12 protein-coding genes are annotated in these 16,528 nt (G+C 65.9%); 5 read left to right on the top strand and 7 right to left on the bottom strand.

Going from position 1 to position 16,528, the window contains the following annotated elements; all coding sequences use genetic code 11:
• Positions 1–32 precede the first annotated feature (32 nt).
• From ACWBU6_RS20225 to ACWBU6_RS20210, 4 genes are all read right to left on the bottom strand, one after another.
• Positions 33–1,184 (bottom strand): methyltransferase, encoded by a 1,152-nt coding sequence (locus ACWBU6_RS20225; protein WP_452645181.1) that lies wholly within the window; start codon positions 1,182–1,184, stop codon positions 33–35.
• 126 nt (positions 1,185–1,310) lie between these two features.
• Positions 1,311–2,249, bottom strand: coding sequence for a hypothetical protein (locus ACWBU6_RS20220; protein ID WP_452645180.1), 939 nt, complete (start codon positions 2,247–2,249; stop codon positions 1,311–1,313).
• A 62-nt stretch (positions 2,250–2,311) separates the two neighbouring features.
• Complete coding sequence (locus ACWBU6_RS20215) at positions 2,312–2,455, bottom strand: hypothetical protein (protein ID WP_452645179.1); 144 nt, start codon at positions 2,453–2,455, stop codon at positions 2,312–2,314.
• Positions 2,456–2,555: 100 nt separating this feature from the next.
• Entirely contained in the window at positions 2,556–3,053 is a 498-nt protein-coding gene (locus ACWBU6_RS20210; RefSeq protein WP_452645178.1) for a putative metalloprotease CJM1_0395 family protein, read from the bottom strand.
• Between the two features lie 93 nt (positions 3,054–3,146).
• Between ACWBU6_RS20210 and ACWBU6_RS20205 the strand changes: the two genes are divergently transcribed.
• On the top strand, positions 3,147–3,311 hold the full coding sequence (locus ACWBU6_RS20205; protein WP_452645177.1) for a hypothetical protein: 165 nt from the start codon (positions 3,147–3,149) through the stop codon (positions 3,309–3,311).
• On the opposite strand, the gene ACWBU6_RS20200 is transcribed toward ACWBU6_RS20205, so the two are convergent.
• The 3 genes from ACWBU6_RS20200 to ACWBU6_RS20190 form a co-directional block, all read right to left on the bottom strand.
• Positions 3,300–7,037, bottom strand: a complete 3,738-nt coding sequence (locus ACWBU6_RS20200; RefSeq protein ID WP_452645176.1) for an AAA family ATPase — start codon at positions 7,035–7,037, stop codon at positions 3,300–3,302. The two genes, ACWBU6_RS20205 and ACWBU6_RS20200, sit on opposite strands and share 12 nt — an antisense overlap.
• The gene (locus ACWBU6_RS20195) at positions 7,034–8,284 is read right to left on the bottom strand and encodes an exonuclease SbcCD subunit D C-terminal domain-containing protein (protein WP_452645175.1); all 1,251 of its coding nucleotides are present in this window, start codon (positions 8,282–8,284) and stop codon (positions 7,034–7,036) included. Before ACWBU6_RS20195 ends, ACWBU6_RS20200 begins: the two co-directional genes overlap by 4 nt.
• Positions 8,285–8,351: 67 nt before the next feature.
• Positions 8,352–10,952: a diguanylate cyclase domain-containing protein gene (locus ACWBU6_RS20190; RefSeq protein WP_452645174.1), complete on the bottom strand. Its 2,601-nt coding sequence runs from the start codon at positions 10,950–10,952 to the stop codon at positions 8,352–8,354.
• A gap of 190 nt (positions 10,953–11,142) precedes the next feature.
• Here ACWBU6_RS20190 and ACWBU6_RS20185 point away from each other — a divergent pair, with 190 nt between their 5' ends.
• From ACWBU6_RS20185 to ACWBU6_RS20170, 4 genes are all read left to right on the top strand, one after another.
• Positions 11,143–12,375, top strand: coding sequence for a winged helix-turn-helix domain-containing protein (locus ACWBU6_RS20185; protein WP_452645173.1), 1,233 nt, complete (start codon positions 11,143–11,145; stop codon positions 12,373–12,375).
• Entirely contained in the window at positions 12,372–13,364 is a 993-nt protein-coding gene (locus tag ACWBU6_RS20180) for a DUF2804 domain-containing protein (RefSeq protein WP_452645172.1), read from the top strand. The genes ACWBU6_RS20185 and ACWBU6_RS20180 overlap by 4 nt, the downstream gene beginning before the upstream one ends.
• Positions 13,365–13,376: 12 nt before the next feature.
• Entirely contained in the window at positions 13,377–15,740 is a 2,364-nt protein-coding gene (locus tag ACWBU6_RS20175; protein WP_452645171.1) for a bifunctional acetate--CoA ligase family protein/GNAT family N-acetyltransferase, read from the top strand.
• Positions 15,741–15,845: 105 nt separating this feature from the next.
• Entirely contained in the window at positions 15,846–16,517 is a 672-nt protein-coding gene (locus ACWBU6_RS20170; protein WP_452645170.1) for a hemerythrin domain-containing protein, read from the top strand.
• Positions 16,518–16,528 lie beyond the last annotated feature (11 nt).

Genomic DNA, 16,528 nt, shown 5'->3' with positions numbered 1-16,528 from the left:
TAGCTCGCACATTGAGGTTTCGCAAGGTCGATTTATGCGATGCCCAAGCGCCACAGCGAAGTGATCTCTGCCGAACGGGCGGCATGCAGGGGATCGCTGGCGTCGCTGGCCTTCGGGTGGATCGGGCGGGCGTCGAGGCGGCCCAGCACTTTGACGCCGGCGGCGGCGATCCATTCCTCCAGCTCTGCGCGCGAACGCAGGCCCAGGTGCTCGGCCAGGTCGGACAGGATCAGCCAGCCTTCGCCGCCCGGCGTGAGGTGGGCTTTCAGACCGGACAGGAAACCGCGCAGCATGCGGCTGTCCGGGTCGTAGACTGCGTGCTCCACCGAGGAATTCGGGCGCGCCGGCACCCAGGGCGGATTGCAGACCACCAGCGGCGCCTGGCCGGGCGGGAACAAATCTGCTTCCAGCAATTCCACCTGGTCATCCAGCATCAGGCGGGAGAGGTTGTCGCGCGCGCAACTGAGGGCGCGTTTGTCCATATCGGTGGCGACCACGCGTTGCACGCCGCGCCTGGCCAGCACGGCCGACAGGACGCCGGTACCGGCGCCGATGTCGAAAGCCAGCTCGGAAGCGCCTTTGGGCAACGGTGCATCGGCCACAAGCTGCACGTATTCCCCGCGCACCGGCGAGAACACGCCGTAGTGCGGGTGGATACGTTCGCCCAGCGCAGCCACCGGCACGCCGGCTTTGCGCCATTCATGGGCGCCGATCAGGCCTTGCAATTCGCGCAGGGATATAACGAAGGCGTCTTCGCTGCGGCCATAGGCCTCGTTGCAGGCCAGGGCGACATCGGGTGCGCGGCGCAGGGGAATACGGTATCCCGGTTCGAAAGGGATCAGCAGCATGGCCAGCGTGCGGGCGCGCTGGGATTGCTCCTGGCGGTGCAGGTGGAAGGCTTCTGTGGCGTTGGCAGGCGCCTTGCCGGCGGCTAGTTTGCGGCCTTTTCCGCCTTTGGCTTTCTTGTGGTCGGCACGGCGGGCCAGGGCCTGCAACAGTTGGCGCGCGTTCTGGAAATCGCCGCGCCACAGCAAGGCGGTGCCCTCGCAGGCGAGACGATAGGCAACGTCGGCGTTCATGGTGTCGTCGGCAAGCTGCACGCGCTTGGGCGGCGGGTTGCCTGCTTCGGAATGCCAGCGCGCGGAGCGCGGCTCGCCTTGTTCTGTCCAGTGGATTTCTTGCATAGTGGCCGATGTGTAAACGAAGAAATTCGGGGTCAGGTCCGGCAATCGGACATTTCGCGCGGCGAAATGTCCGATTGCCGGACCTGACCCCGAATTTCAATCAGGAAGCTGCCATTATACGCGTGCTTATGCGGCTGGCGGTTCCTCAGGGGCCGGGGCGATTGCCGGTGCCGGCGGGGGAGCGGTATCGCTTGGTGGCGGGTCGATTTCGTCGCCTGGCGGGTCGATCTCGCCGTTGCGGGCAGCGTCGCGGGCGGCCTTGGCGGCATGCGCCAGCTCGGCGGCCTGGCCCGGCTCGGATTGCAGGAGGCCGTAAGCCTTGGCCTTGTCGCTGGCGTTCGCCGGCAGGTAAGTGTCGAGCGACGATTCGGCATCGACCAGCTTGAGCAGGCGCATGGTCAGGTTGCCGGCATCGCTTTCCTCGCCTTGCTCGTTTTGCTGCTTGAGGGTGGCGCTGATATTGCGGTCCATCAGGCGGAACAGGTCGGCCAGGCTGCCCGGGAAATCGATGTCCGGGAACTCCACTTCCGGCAGCGGCATGGCCGGGTTCTCGTCGGCGTGCTCCTTGCGGCGCGTCGGCATGCTGGATGCCGCACCGGCAGTCATGCTGGCTTCGTACTGGATTTCCACTTCAAAACTCAGCTTGCGGCCGTCTGCGGTGGTGATGGTGCCTTTGCCGAGGAAGTGGGAGCTTTCGTTCAGGCTGAAGCCCAGGGCGCTGGTGACGCCAGCGGCGCCTTCGGCACGCAGGGCGCCCGCGGCGAAGCTGGCATTCGACTCCAGCGCCACCGAATCGAAGGAGATCTTGGCGCCCTTGGCATTGTCGCCCAGCAAACTTTTTGCAAAGCTGCCAATCAGGTCCTGGGCCATGTCCACCGTCCGGTTGCCCAGTTGGTCGACGCGTTTTTGCAGGTCGACGGCGTTGCTGGACAGCGAAACGGCGCTATCCGTGTTCACGTCCCTCACCGCATTGGCGCGCGAAGGCTTGCCTTCCGCCTGCGAGGTGGCAGGGGACAAGGAAGAGTTCTGGTACTGGCGTGGGCCGATGGTGTTCAGTGGGTTCATGATAGGCAACCTTTAGGGGCACTACCCCTGAAACGGCAAGTTTCCGAATTTCTTGAGCTTTATCAATGATGATGTGTCCACAGGCCGTTCGATTCCAGGTAGGACTTCACGGCTTCCGGGGCGCCGGTGGCGTGCAGTTTCACTTCGCCGCAGGTGCAGACACCATAGTACGGCGTAATGTGCGAGCATGCAGACGTTTTCTGCAATGCAACTTTAACTGCTTTGCTGCATTTTACGCATTTGAAGGTGAGGGTGCGGGGGGCTTTCAGAAACATGGCCTGGACTCCGGGCAAAAGGACGATTTTATCAGGCAAAGATATCGATCGTCGCTTGCTTTTCGGAAAGACCGTAACCGCGCTGCAGTTCTTGTTGCATTGCTGAAAGTTCAACCTGGGCTTGCTGCGCCATCTGGGCGGCACGCGCGGCGACACTGCGGTCCTGGCCGGACGGATCGGCCGGCGCCAATGCGGCCGCCTGCACCTGGCGCGCCTTGGCGATGGTTTCCTCGGGCGTGCGGCCGGGCGACGTGTCGATATTGACCTCGCCGCCCACCGCGTAATTCACCCCATCCGGGCCGCGCTGGTAAGTGTAGGTGGCGCCGGAGGTGGCAAGGCTGCCTGCGGCTGCAAGGTGGGCTTGCTCATGCTGGCGCACCTTGAGGTCGCGCGCCTTGAGCTGGTCGATTTTTGCCTGGTCTTCGGGAGAGTATTGCTGCTGGGCTGATTCACTGCGCGTGGGGCTGCGCGCCGGCGCGCTGGCCTGCGGCGCGTAACTGCCTGACGATGATATGGCGCCGATCCCCATTTACACATAATAACAAATTGGCCAGCGTCTTTCGTCAACTGGCCACCACCTATTGCGTTGAAGGAGTGACCGTCAAGCCGATGGAGGTTTACGATGGAGAAGTCCAAGCAACCAAGCAAGGAAGCAGTGCGCAACTGGCTGCAGTCGCGCCAGGATGAACGCCGCCCCCTGCCCGACCCGCAGCAGATCCGCCGTGAACTGGGTTGGGAAATGGTGCGCGTCGAGCAGGACGAGCACACCTGGCGCCTAGCCGACTGACACCGCGCTGCAACCGTTGGCTGCGGGCTGCACCACGATCCTGGTGGCGATCCGTTCGGTCATTTCCTGGACGTGCGAGATCACGCCCACTTTCCTCCCCATGGACTGCAAGCCGTCGAGTGCGTCCATGGCGACGCGCAGGGTTTCCGCATCCAGGCTGCCGAAGCCTTCGTCGATGAACAGCGATTCCACCCGCACGCGGTTGGAGGACAAGGAGGCCAGGCCGAGCGCCATGGCCAGCGATACCAGGAACGATTCGCCGCCGGACAGCGAGTGCACGGAGCGCTTTTCGTCTCCCATGTGCAGGTCGCACACCAGCAGGCCCAGCGACGGCTGGGCCGGGTTGTCGATGCGTTCAAGCAGGTAGCGCGGCGCCAGCTGCGACAGGTGGGCGTTGGCGTAGCCCACCAGTACGTCCAGGGTGAATTGCTGGGCGTAGTTGCGGAATTTCTTGCCGTCGGCCGAGCCGATCAACTCGCTCAACTGGGCCCAGCGGCGCTCCGTTTCCTGCTGGCGGGCGATATCGGCCAGCAGCGCTTCGCCGGCCTGGCGGCGGGCATCGTCCTGTGCCAGCTGCAGCTTGAGGGCGGCGGCGTGGTCGTGGGCGTGCTTGCGTTCTTCCTGCAGCGTTGCCAGTGCCTGTTCGAGTTCGGCGGCCCTGCGTTGCTCGCCCGCCGGCGCCTGGGCAAGGTGTTCGGCGTGCTGCGCCTCGCGCTCGGCCAGCACCGCTTTGGCAGAGGCCAGGGCATGGTCGATCGCCTGCAGGCTGGTGCGCTCGTCGCGGATCGTTTGCTGGGAATGGGCGAGCAGGGCGCGCAAGGCGTCCAGGTTTCCGATGCCAAGCGCGCGGTTGTCGGTGAGCCAGGCTTGCAGGCGGGCGGCGGCGCCTTCGACGGCGGCATCCAGCGCTGCCAGGCGGCGCCTGGCTTGATCATGGGCTTCGTCGGCGCGGGTGCGCTGTTGGGCGGCTAGCTGGGCCGATTCCTGGCGTGCCTGCAATGCGGCGCGCGCAGCGTCGGTTGCCGCGCGCAGCTCGGCTTCCACTTCACGTGCCGGCCTGCCTTGCCAGAGTGCCTGGCGCTCGGCGGCGGCGCTGTCGCGGGCGGCACGGGCGGCATCGGCCGCGGCCTGGGTGGCGCCGGCCTCCGCTGTGCTGCGCTGCTGTGCGGCGCGCAAGGCCTGCAACTCGATGCCGATTGCTGCAATTGCGCTGGTGCGCTCGTCGGCCGACTGGCGTTGCGCTTGCCAATGCCTGCATTCGCGCGCCCGCTGTTCATGGAAGCGCGCCGGGCTTTCCTTCCACTCATCCTGCCAGCCGGGCCGCGCCAGCGGGCTGTCAAGCTGGTCGAGCAGGGTGGCGATCTGCAGGGCGGTGTCGATGCGCTGTTCGTCCAGCGCCTTATGCTGGGCTTCCGATTGTGCCAGCGCGGTCTGGGCGGCGGAGAGCGCCTGCTGCTGGCGGTTGCACTCGGCAGCGGCCTGCTCGCAGGCGGTTTGCGCCACTTCGCGGGTACGGGCGGCCTGGCGCTGGGTTTGTTCCTGGCCCTCTAGCGCACGCAGCGCCGTTTGCAGCGTGTCCGCATGCACGGCGAGCCAGCCGGCGGCGTCAGCGCCGGCGGCGGGCTGGCCCGCGTGTTCTGCAAGAGCGCTACTGGCGCTTTGCCAGCGCGGCTGGGCGGTGGCGAGCGCGGTGCCGATGTTGTGCTGTTCGACGCCGATCGCTGCCAGCTGTTCGACGCTGGCTTGGAGGCGGGCTTGCTGCTCGGCCTCGCGCTTCATATTGCGTTGCAGCCGGTCGCGGCAGTCGTGCACTTCGGCCTGCAGTTGCGCCAGCATGGCGTGCAGCGGACCGTCTTCATCGCGGTAAGGGTGCTGGTGGGAACCGCAAACGGGGCACGGCATATCGTCCTGCAGCGTCGCACGCAGCTTTTCAACGCTCTCGCCGGTAGCGGCTTCGGCCAGTTTCAGCGAGCGTTCGGCCTGGCTTGAGGCGGCGACCAACGCAAGGTTGGCCTGGCGGGCGGCTGAGACTTCGGCTTCGGCGCTGTCGCGCGCCGCCTGCAATGAGGCGCTGCGGCTGGACAGGTCTTGCTGGCGCGATGCGAGCTGCGACAGCTCTTGCCAGGCGGCGTTAGCATCGGCCAGCAGTGCGCGGCGCTGGTCCAGGTGCCGGCGCTGCCGGGCGATGCTTTCGATATCGATGCCGGCCAGCGCCTTGGCCGCCTGTTCGCGCTGGGACTCGGCCTGGCGCAGGCGTTCGGCGGCTGCATGCAGGCCGCTGCGGGCATGGCTTTCTTCCTGTCGCTGGCGTGCAGTGGCTTGCTGGACGGCGGCCAGTGATTGCGATTGCCTGTCGGCCCGGTCGGCTTGTTGGCCCGCCTGCGCCAACAGTACGTCCCAGCGCGCCCAGTCGCGTGCCAGGGCCGACCAGTGTTCGTGCCTGGCCAGCCATTGTTGGACAGCCTGTTGTTCGTGAACGAGCGCCTGTTGTTGGGCCTCGCGCGCGCTCAGTGCGGCTTTCGCGGCGGTGTCGGCGTGAGCGGCGGCATCGCGGGCCCTGGCAGCCTGGATAAAGGCAGACTGCAGGGATTCCAGGCGCGCATCGAGCGCTTTCGCCTGGTCCAGCAGTAGCGCGGCGGCTTGTTGTGCGCCTTCGGCAGCCGCCAGGGCGGCGCCAGCCTGCTGGACATCGCCGGTCAGCACGTCCAGCGCCAGGCGCGTGCGCTCGGATTCCTGCTCCGCGAGCGAAATCTCGGCCTGCGCCGCGGCGCGATCGGCCGCGAGGCGAACGACGTCATCGTTCATCGCGCGCGCGGGCTGCACGGCGTCCAGCTGCACCAGGACGGCGCGGCGCGGGGCGGCGGCTTCGGAAGCATGATGCCGCTGCTGCAAATGCTCGCCTGCGTGCTGTACCGCGCTGGCCAGCCTTTCGGCTTGCTGGTGCCAGCGCAGGTCGGCTTCCAGGGCCGAGACGCGCTGGGCCGAGGCGAGCAGTGCTGCTTCGGCGGCTTCGGACTGCGCGACGATGCCGGCGCGCTGTTCCGGCGCCAGCGGCTGCTGGTTCGCCAGGCCGGCGGCGAGCGTCTTCAGCGCCAGTTCTTCGGCGCGCCAGCGTTCAAATGCCCGCTTCGAAATTTCGCTGTAAATGCCGCTGCCGGTCAGTGTTTCGAGCAAGGTGCCGCGTTCATCGTCCCTGGCCTTGAGGAAGGCTGAGAATTCATTCTGCGCCAGCAGCACGGCGCGGGTGAACTGGTCGAAGCTCAAGCCGATGCGCTGCACGATTTCCGCCATCACCTCGGTCTTCTTATGGCCCAGCGGCTGAAGGCCCGGCAGCTTATGCAATGCCATGGAGCTCGGCTGCAGGGCGCCGCTGGCCTTGGTGCGGGCGCGCCGCACGCTCCAGCGGGCGCGGTAGGATTCGCCGTCGTTGCCGACGAAGTCCGCTTCGGCCCAGCCTTCGGCGGCGCCGCGCCGCAGCAGGGTGCGCGGGTCTTGCGCGGATACCGGGTCGCCCACATCGGGCGTCTTGCCTTCTGCCTTGTGCAGGCGCGGCGTATCGTCGTACAGGGCCAGGCACAGGGCGTCGAGCAAGGTGCTCTTGCCGGCGCCAGTCGGGCCGCTGATGGCGAACAGGCCGGCGTCGGACAGCGGCTGGGCGGTGAAGTCGACCGAGAACTCGTCGGCCAGCGAGGCAAGGTTCCTGCCGGCGATGCGCAGGACCCTCATGGCCGCACCAGTTCGGCAAAGGCGGCCAGTTGTTCGGGCGGCGCTTCGCTGCCGTAGCGCTGCAGGTACAGGCGCTTGAAGATGTCGTCAGGCTGCAGGGTAGCCAGCTGGTCAAGCGATAGCGCTGCCTCTTCGAACGCAGCGCGCGACGCGCTCGAGGTTTCTATCTTCGCCAGCCGGACCGGCTTGCCTTGCAGGGCTTCCTCGATCGCAGCGCGCAGGCCCGGCTCCGGCGCGGTGAGCCTGATGCGCACTTCGAGCAGCGGCTGCTGTTCCAGCGGCGCGCCAGGCAGGTCGAGGGCGGCCAGGGCGGTTTTCACTTCTTCCAGCGTGGCCGGCTTTTCCGGCACGCGCAGCAACTGGACAGCACGCGGCACCGGCAGGGCGGCGATCTCGGCGACGCGCGCGCCTTGCAGGTCGATGCGCAGCACCTGGTGCTGGTAGCCGGTCTCGGCGAAGGAGAGCGGAATGGGACTGCCGCAATAGCGGATATGGGCATGCGGGCCGACTTGCTGGGCCAGGTGCAGGTGGCCCAGTGCCGCGTAGGCGATGGGCGGCGGAAAGATGCCGCTCGGGAGCATTTCCGTGCCGCCGATCACGATGCGGCGCTCGGAATCGGCCGACATGGTGCCATCGACCATATGGCAGTGGCCCATGGCGACGATGGCCTGGCCTTCGGCAGCGCGCGCGCTTGCCAGGTCCAGCGCCTGGCGGTACAGCTCCGCAATGCCGGCGAGGTAAGGGTCCGGCTGCGGCGCGGCGTCTTCGCTTGCAGCCTGTTCTGCCGGCGCCTGGCGGGGCAGGTCGCTATGGCGCAGGAAAGGCACTGCGAGCACCCAGGCGGCGACGGAGCCATCCTTGCCGGTCAGCGGCACCAGCATCCGCTCCACGGCGATATTGCCGTCGGCGTCGCGGTGCGGGCAGCCGATGACGCTTGTGCCATGCACTTCCAGCAAAGGTCCCGGAGCCTCAAGACGGCCGGGGGAGTCGTGGTTGCCGGCAATGACGACAATATCGAGCTGCGGCGCGCGGGCGCGGGCCTGTTGCAGGAAGGTATATAGCTGGCGCTGCGAAGCTGCCGATGGGTTGGCGTTGTCGAAAATGTCGCCGGCCACCAGCAGGGCGTCGGCCTGTTCGGACACGATCGTATCCAGCAGCCAGTCCAGGAAGCGCTGGTGCTCATAGTGGCGGTCAAAATTATGCAGCGACTGGCCCAGATGCCAGTCGGAAGTGTGCAGCAGGCGCATGAAATGTAAAGCAGGGCGTGGGAAGCGCAAATATAGCGCAAACGGATGGCAGATGTCTTGATCCCGGTCAGGCCGCGTTCGGCGAGCGCATTTGCGGCAGCGGCATGCCGCTGCGGAAGGTGTTGCGGCCGGCCTGTTTGGCCTCGTAAAGCAGCAAATCGGCCCGTTTCAGCAATTCGGCCGGGCTGACATCCTCGTCGCGGTAATAGGTCAGGCCGATGCTGGTGGAGACATTGGCCATGATGCCATCGAGCTCGAAGGGCTGCTGCATGGCGTTGACGATCTTGGCGGCGGTGACGGCGGCATCTTCGGGCCGGGAGATGTGGTCCATGATGATGGTGAACTCGTCCCCGCCCAGGCGCGCGACGGTATCACTGCCGCGCACGGTGTTGGACAGGCGTGCCGAAAATGCCTTGAGCAGCGCGTCGCCTACCGCATGGCCGTAGGTGTCGTTGACCGGCTTGAAGCGGTCGATGTCGAGGTACATCACGGCCATCAGACCGCCGCTCTCGCGGCAGGCCACCATGGTTTCGCTCAGCTTTTGCAGGAAGCCGGCGCGGTTGGTCAGCCCGGTCAGCGCATCGACCTGCGACAGTTTGAGCAAGCGCTGTTTCTCGCGTTTTTGCGCCGTCACGTCCTGCCGCATCACGTGGAAGCCGATCACCGTGATGCCATCTTCGTCCAGCTGCGGGATGTAGACCACGTCAAAGGTGCGCAGGTAGTCGCCGCTGTCGTCCTCTTCCTCGAAGTTCAGCGTCTCGCCGCGCAGCACGCGGGCGATGTAGGGCTGCAGCAGGGCATAGCGCTTATCGCCAACGGTCTCCTGCACGGTGCGTCCCGTCACCTGCAGGCCGGTCTTGCTGAATTCGCGCTCATAAGCCAAGTTGTGGAAGCGATAGATCTCTTCGAAGTCGACATACGCGATCATGGCAGGCAGCGTGTCGGCGATGGTGCGCAGGCGCGCTTCGCTTTCGCGCAGGGCCATCACGGACTTGCGCACCAGCGTGATGTCGTCCAGCGTGCCGACGTAACCGGCGATTGTGTTGTCGATCACGATCGGCGCCACCTTGATGGAGGTCCAGACGATCTTGCCGTCGGGGTGCAGGCAGCGCAGGGTTTCCTGGAAAGCCTGCTGTGTGGTGTTGAGGTGGCGCAGCGATGCACGCAGCATGTCGCGGTCGTTCGGGTGCACGGCGTCGAACCAGCCGTCGCCCAGGGCCGTGTCGCGCGGCATGCCGGTGATCGCTTCGAAGGTCCGGTTGACGTAGGTGCATTTGCCATCCTTGTCGGCGCGCACCAGGCCAAGCGGCGAGGCATCGTTGACGGCCTGCAACTCCGCCTGGTTCTGGCGCACCGCCATTTCCGAACGTTTGCGCTCGGTGATGTTGCGCGCCGTGACGGCGACGCCGTCCTCGATGGCGACGATCTGGTGGCGCAGCCAAAGGGGTTCGCCGAAGACCGTCGATTCGAATTCCTCTTCCAGCGGTTCGCCGGTGCGCATCACGCCCAGGCACTTGTCGAACATGCCCTCGCTGTGCCAATGCGGCAGCATGTCCCCCATGCGCTTGCCCAGCGCCTGGTCGGCCGCATAGCCGAGCACGCGCGCACCGCGCTCGTTGACGTCGACCAGGATGAAGTCGGTGATCTCGCTGCCGCTGCCTTTGGCGCGGCAGGCCTTGATCAGGAACAGCGCGTCAAGGCTGGCATCGACTGCCGCATGCAGTTTTTCGCGCGCATAGGTTGCCTCGCGCGTGCTCTCGCGCAGGCGCTTGGCTTGCTGCGTCAGCAGGAAGCTAAACAGCAGCACCACCACCGACACGATGGCGGTAACGCCAAAATACAGGCGCCGCTGGCTATAGTACTTGGCCAGTGCATGCTCTTTGGCGTCGCCCACCACGGCGGTCAGCGAGTAGCGCGGCATGTCGCGGAAGCCATAAATGCGTTCCGTCCTGTCGATCGGGGTCTTGAGCAGCAGCTCTTCCGGCAGGCTGACCGGGTCGGCCGGCGCAACGTAGTCGATGGTATCGGTGATGAAGAGTTTCTCGTCGATGCGGCCGATGGCCAGGGCTGTATCGCGGCTTACCAGCATGACCAGGCCGCCGGCATCGACATGCAGGCGGTCGTAGTCTTCGACAAAATAGGCCGGATCGATCATCAGCACGATCACCCCGGCAAACTTGCCGGCCTTGTCGTCCAGCCTGCGCGCGATCTGGATCTGCCACTTTTTCGTAATCGGTTCGACCATCGGGTTGGTGACCAGGGCTGCGTCGCCGGCTGTCGTGGCCAGGGTCTTGAAGTAGGCCTGGTTGGCCGAATTGGGCGGGAAGGCGCCATGCATGCTGTCCAGCAGCTTGCCGTTGGCGTCGATCAGGGCAATCGGCAGTTCCAGGCGGGCCGGCATGACCGAATCGAGCAGGCCGCCGCGCTTGCTGAATTCGGGCAGGCGCAGGGCGCCATTGGTTTCCTCGAACTTGAGCTTGAACAGCTGGGTGGCGTGGTCCGCCTGGCGCAGCAGATGGCCGGAGTGCTCGGCCAGCGTGCGCGCCAGGGAATGGCTGTGCTGCACGGCTTCGTAATGTGCGCTGCCGGCGTCCTGCCTGAGCTGGTAGAAGACGTCCGCCCACATCATCACCAGCAAAACCAGCGTGAAAGAGGGCAGCAGTATCATGCGATACAGCTTGCGGAAAATCTGACGGGCGGTTGACGTTGGCACAGGCTTATTTTGCACTCAAACCCCGACAGCGGGCACAAAAAAACGGAACAATGCTGCCTGGCAGCCACCATCGTCCGTAAAATGCCAGGAAATACTGTCAATTCGCTATTAGAATAGGCGTCCACCCCTCTACAGGAACCAAGTCTTGACCGAACTGAATCTCTCCCTCGCCGCGGCGCGTGCCCTGCACCTGGCGGCACAGGGTTTGCTGCAGCCGCGCCGGCGCAAGGCGCAGAAGGCCGACGTGCTGGCGGCGATCCGCAACATGGGCGTGCTGCAGATCGATACCATCCACGTGGTGGCGCGCAGTCCCTACCTGGTGCTGTGGAGCCGCCTGGGCGACTACCCCCAGCCCTGGCTGGAAGAACACCTGGCCGAGGGCGCGCTGTTCGAATACTGGGCGCACGAAGCCTGTTTCGTGCCGATCGAAGACTACCGCCTGCTGCGCCACCGCATGGTCGACCCGAGCGCCATGGGATGGAAGTATTCGGCGCAGTGGATGAAGGAGCGGCGCGCCGATGTGGAGCGCGTGCTGCAGCATATCCGCAGTAACGGGCCGGTGCGTTCGGCCGACTTCGAACGCACTGATGGCAAGGGTAGCGGCTGGTGGGAGTGGAAACCGGAGAAGCGCTCGCTGGAGGTGCTGTTTACGGCCGGCGAATTGATGATCGCGCGCCGCCACAACTTCCAGCGCGTTTATGACCTGGCCGAGCGCGTGCTGCCAGGTTGGGACGACAGCCAGATGCCAGGCATGCATGAAACGCGGCGCGAGCTGGCGCTCAAATCCGTGCGCGCCCTGGGCCTGGCGCGCAGCGCCTGGGTGGCCGACTACTACCGCACCAAGCCCCCGCGCCCGGACCTGGAGGCGCTGGCCGATGAAGGCCTGCTGCTGCGCGCCCGCGTCGACGGCTGGAAGGATGCCGTCTACATCCACCATGAACTGGCCGACCTGGCCCAGGCCGCTGCGAGCGGCGCCCTGTCCCCGACGCTGACCACCGTCCTGTCGCCGTTCGACCCGGTGGTGTGGGACCGTCGCCGCGTGGTTGACCTGTTCGGCTTCGACTACCGGCTGGAATGCTATACGCCGGCTGAAAAGCGCCGCTACGGCTATTTCACGCTGCCGATCCTGCGCCGCGGTGCGCTGGTGGGCCGCATCGACGCCAAAGCGCATCGCCGCGGCGGCATCTTTGAGCTGAAGAACCTGGTGCTGGAGCCTGGTGTGCGCGTGACCGGGCGCTTCGTGCGCGACATCGCAGGCGCGGTGCAGCGCCTGGCCAACTGGCATGGTTGCCCGCATGTGCAGGTGCAGGCCGGCGAGCCGCCCGAATTTGCCGCGACGCTGCAGGCGGAGCTGGATGCACAGGGAGTAGAACAATGAAGCTTGCCACAGCACCGCAACGCGTTGTCGGAGCCGACGGCAAGGCGCTGCTAGGCCGGTTCTCCGGCGCAGCGGAATCGTTCGACTGGCACTTGCTTGCGGGCGAACACGCGCGCAGCAGCCTGTGGCGCCGCTTCCACCATAAGAAGTGGCACTATGTTTCGCTGGTTTCCGAGCATGTGATGGCAGCCGTTGCCATCGTCGACCTGGGCTGGACCAGCACCTGCTTCGCCTATGCTTTCGACCGCAATGACTGCGACATGATGGCCGATTTCTCGCAGGACGGACTGCCGGGCCGCCTGTCGGCAGGCGTCGGCGAACATGCCGGCGCCGCCAGCTGGTTCCGCACCCGCGGTACCCGAATCAGCATCGAGCCGCTGGACGGCGAACGGTACCAGTTGACCCTGCGCTGCCCCTACATGGAAATCGACGCCGAGTTCGGTCCGCCGATCGCGCCGCTGCTGCTGGCTACCGGCCCGGTGCAGGGCGGGGCGCTGCACGGCACCCAGAAGTCGCCCGGCATGCCTTTGAAGGGCGAAGTGCGCACCTTCCGCGACGAGTACAAGCTCGATGGCGGCGTGGCCAGCTTCGATTACTCGAACGGCTTGCTGGCGCGCGAGACATCCTGGCGCTGGGCTTCCGGGCATAGCCTCGAAATGGGCTTCAACCTGCAAGCGGGCTATTTCGGCGGACACGAAAACGCGCTCTGGATCGATGGCGAAGTGGTGCCGCTGGCCCCCGCGCACTTCATCTTCGACCCGCATGACCCGATGCAGCGCTGGCATATCTTCACCGAAGACGACCAGCTGGAGCTGTTCTTCACCCCGGCCGGCGCGCGCCGCCAGAACCGCAACCTGCTGGTGGCGGCCAGCCGCTACATCCAGCCGGTAGGCCATTTCAGCGGCTGGGTGCGCAGCGAAGCGGATGGCCCGAAACGCATCGTCACGCAACTTCCAGGCGTGACCGAAGACCACTATTCACGCTGGTAGGAGAGTGTCGCCATGAGCATCAGGAATATGGACAGCCTGTTCGAGCCCGGCTCGGTGGCCATCTTCGGCGCTTCGCTGCGGCCCGACCGCATGGGCACCCAGGTGATGAACAATATGGCCGAAAGCGGCTTTGCCGGGGCGATCTGGCCGGTCAACCCGAAATACGAGCAGCTGCGCGGCATTCCCTGCTATCCGCGTCTGTCGGCCCTGCCGCGCGTGCCGGACCTGGCCATTATCTGCACGCCGCCGGAAACGGTGCCGGCGCTGATCGCCGACCTGGGCTCCCGCGGCACGCGTGGCGCCATCATTCTGACCCCGGTCAGCGACACCATCCGCCAGCAGATCATGCGGGCTGCACGTCCCTACCTGTTGCGCATCCTGGGGCCTGGAGGCATCGGCCTGGTGGCGCCGCTGGCGGGCCTGAATGCCAGCGCCGCCCATGCCGGCGCCAAGCCGGGCAAGACCGCCTTCATTTCCCAGTCGGCGACCGTGATGACGGCAGTGCTGGACTGGGCGCAGCTGCACGGCATTGGCTTCTCGCGCGTGGTGTCGGTGGTGGAGGGCGGCGATATCGACCTTGGCGACATGCTGGATTACCTGGCGGCGGACGATGACACGAGCGCCATCATCATGCACATCGAATCGGTGACCTGCGCCCGCAAGTTCATCTCCGCCGCCCGCCTGGCCGCACGTGGCAAACCGGTAGTGGTGCTGAAAGCCGGCCGCAGCGGCGACGACAAGGTGTACGACGCGGTGATCCACCGCGCCGGCATGCTGCGCGTGTACTCCTCGGCCGACCTGTTTGACGCGGTGGAAACCGTGGCGCGCGCACGGCCCACGCGCGGCACCCGCCTGGCCATCATGAGCAATGGCAGCGGCACCGGCAAGCTGGCCGCCGATGCGCTGCAATACGTGCACGGCAAGCTGGCGCAGTTCTCACCGGACACCGGCAAGCGCCTGCGCAGCGAACTGCCGGCCGGGCTGGTGCTGGCCAACCCGATCGACATTGGCGGCGAAGCCAGCGCCGAGCGGCATGCCGCCGTGGCCAGCGCCTTGCTGGCCGACCCCGGCGCCGACGCGCTGCTGGTCGTGCACGCGCCATCGTCGGCTGCGGCCAGCACCGGCGTGGCCCAGGCGCTGGCGCCGCTGCTGCGCCAAAGCGGCCGCAGCGTGCTGTCCTGCTGGCTGGGCGGGGCGTCGGTGGCGGCCGCGCGCCAGATTTTTGCCGATGCGGGCCTGCCCACCTACGACACGCCGGAAAAAGCCGTGCGTGCTTACAGCCAGGTGGTGCAGTACGCCCGCAACCAGGCCTTGCTGATCGAGGTGCCCGGCCAGGTGCCCGCGCATTCGGTGCCGGAACGCCAGGCCGCGCGCAACGTGGTGGAGGCGGCGCAAGCCGCCGGCCAGGCCGAACTGGCGCACGCCGCGCTGTCCGCCGTGCTGGCAGCCTACGGCCTGCCGCTGGCAGGCCCGACGGCGGGGGGCGACGTGCAGCAGCTGCGTATTGCCATGCACGTCGACCCGGTGTTCGGGCCGGCCATCAGCGTTGGCCTGGGCGGCAGCGCCGGCCGGGTGGTCGACGACCGCGCGGTCGGCCTGCCGCCCCTGAACACCGTGCTGGCGCGCGACATGCTGAGGCGCACCGGGGTCGGCCGCGCCCTGGTCGACGAGCGCGAAATCCTGTGTGGCGCGCTGGTGCACGTGGCCGAACTGGTGGCCGATATCGGCGAAATTGCCGCACTGGAAATCGATCCGGTCACAGTCGTGGGCGGCGTGCTGCAAGTGCACGGCGCACGCGCCGCCCTGGGCCCGCGCCGCGCCGAAAGCAGCATGGCGATCCGTCCCTATCCCCAGGAGCTGGAGCAGGAAGTCCAGTGGCAGGGCGGGTCCGTGCTGCTGCGTCCGATCCGCCCGGAAGATGCGCCAGCCCATGTGCGCTTTTTCAGCCGGCTCGATCCCGACGACGTGCGGCTGCGTTTTTTCTCGGCAATGAAGGAATTGCCGCCGACCCAGCTCGCACGCCTGACCCAGATCGACTACGATCGCGCCATGGCCTTCATTGCCACCCGCAGCGGTGCGGATGGCCAGCCGGAAACGCTGGGCGTGGTCAGGGCAGTGGCCGACCCGGATAACCAGAAAGCGGAGTTCGCCATCATCGTGCGTTCCGATCTGAAAGGCAAAGGACTGGGAAATATTCTGTTCCAGAAATTGCTTGACTATTTCCGCAGCCGCGGCACGCGTGAAATCACAGGCGAAGCCCTGTCGGAGAATATCGGAATGCAACAACTGATGCGCAGATTTGGCGGAACAGTGACGGCGTCGCGAGAAGCTGGTATGGTTGATCTTCGCCTTGCGCTGGATGTGAAAACCTCCTAAATTGTGGAGGGCGCGTGACGCTACATTGATGTAGGTCAAAGCGAACCTGTTGGGCTAACTTACACTTGTACTTCCGTTTCCGCGTAGCGATATTTGGGAGCAAGAATGTTAACGGCCACATACACATTAGTTGCGCTATCCGTTGAACAGGCTAACGTGCGCCTTAGCCTGCTGTCGTTTCAAAAATACGTGCAATCGACGCTGTTGCGGCAACAGCGCTTGACCCTCTCCCAGCTTGAATATGCTTGCGAAACCCTGGAGCGCCTGTACCAGGCCTGCCATTGGCGCAAGATCGAGCTGTACCTGATTCCCGCGCTGCAAAATGCGACGGAACAAGCGAATCAGTTGCTGGACGAACTGAGCCGATTGAACCAGTCTGCCCTGGCCGTGATCCGGCGCCTGCAGTCTGAACTCGATACGGCAGTGGAATGCAGCGAACAGCAAGTGACGGAAATCTGCGAATCGATCGAAACTTTCTGCACGGTGCTGCTGCAGCGCCTGGAGAAGGAGGAAAAGGAACTGTTTACCATCGCCCGCGCCACCATCGGTGGCGAGGCCTGGTTCGATATTGCAAACAAGTTCCTGGCCCACGACGCTCAAGTGGTGGAAGCGCGCCGCGTGCCGGCCTCCGCCGACAAAGACAGGAAAGCCTTGGCGCAAGCGAAGCAGGTGCATGCCTCCCTGCGGGACGAACACGAGGCCGTGGTTCCTGTGCCGAAGCTGCGCTACCACCGGCGCACGCGTTCGGCCCATCGCGCCGCTGCGGATACGGCCTGAATGCGCCGTGC

The organism is Pseudoduganella sp. HUAS MS19, from assembly GCF_053615455.1.
This window is presented reverse-complemented; position numbering and strand designations above follow the sequence as displayed.

Bases quoted from the DNA above. Each gene is read 5' to 3' on its own strand.
- ACWBU6_RS20205 (WP_452645177.1), top strand. From the start codon at position 3,147: ATGGAGAAGTCCAAGCAACCAAGCAAGGAAGCAGTGCGCAACTGGCTG.
- ACWBU6_RS20210 (WP_452645178.1), bottom strand. From the start codon at position 3,053: ATGGGGATCGGCGCCATATCATCGTCAGGCAGTTACGCGCCGCAGGCC.
- ACWBU6_RS20220 (WP_452645180.1), bottom strand. From the start codon at position 2,249: ATGAACCCACTGAACACCATCGGCCCACGCCAGTACCAGAACTCTTCC.
- ACWBU6_RS20195 (WP_452645175.1), bottom strand. From the start codon at position 8,284: ATGCGCCTGCTGCACACTTCCGACTGGCATCTGGGCCAGTCGCTGCAT.
- ACWBU6_RS20200 (WP_452645176.1), bottom strand. From the start codon at position 7,037: ATGAGGGTCCTGCGCATCGCCGGCAGGAACCTTGCCTCGCTGGCCGAC.
- ACWBU6_RS20180 (WP_452645172.1), top strand. From the start codon at position 12,372: ATGAAGCTTGCCACAGCACCGCAACGCGTTGTCGGAGCCGACGGCAAG.
- ACWBU6_RS20175 (WP_452645171.1), top strand. From the start codon at position 13,377: ATGAGCATCAGGAATATGGACAGCCTGTTCGAGCCCGGCTCGGTGGCC.
- ACWBU6_RS20225 (WP_452645181.1), bottom strand. From the start codon at position 1,184: ATGCAAGAAATCCACTGGACAGAACAAGGCGAGCCGCGCTCCGCGCGC.
- ACWBU6_RS20170 (WP_452645170.1), top strand. From the start codon at position 15,846: ATGTTAACGGCCACATACACATTAGTTGCGCTATCCGTTGAACAGGCT.
- ACWBU6_RS20190 (WP_452645174.1), bottom strand. From the start codon at position 10,952: ATGATACTGCTGCCCTCTTTCACGCTGGTTTTGCTGGTGATGATGTGG.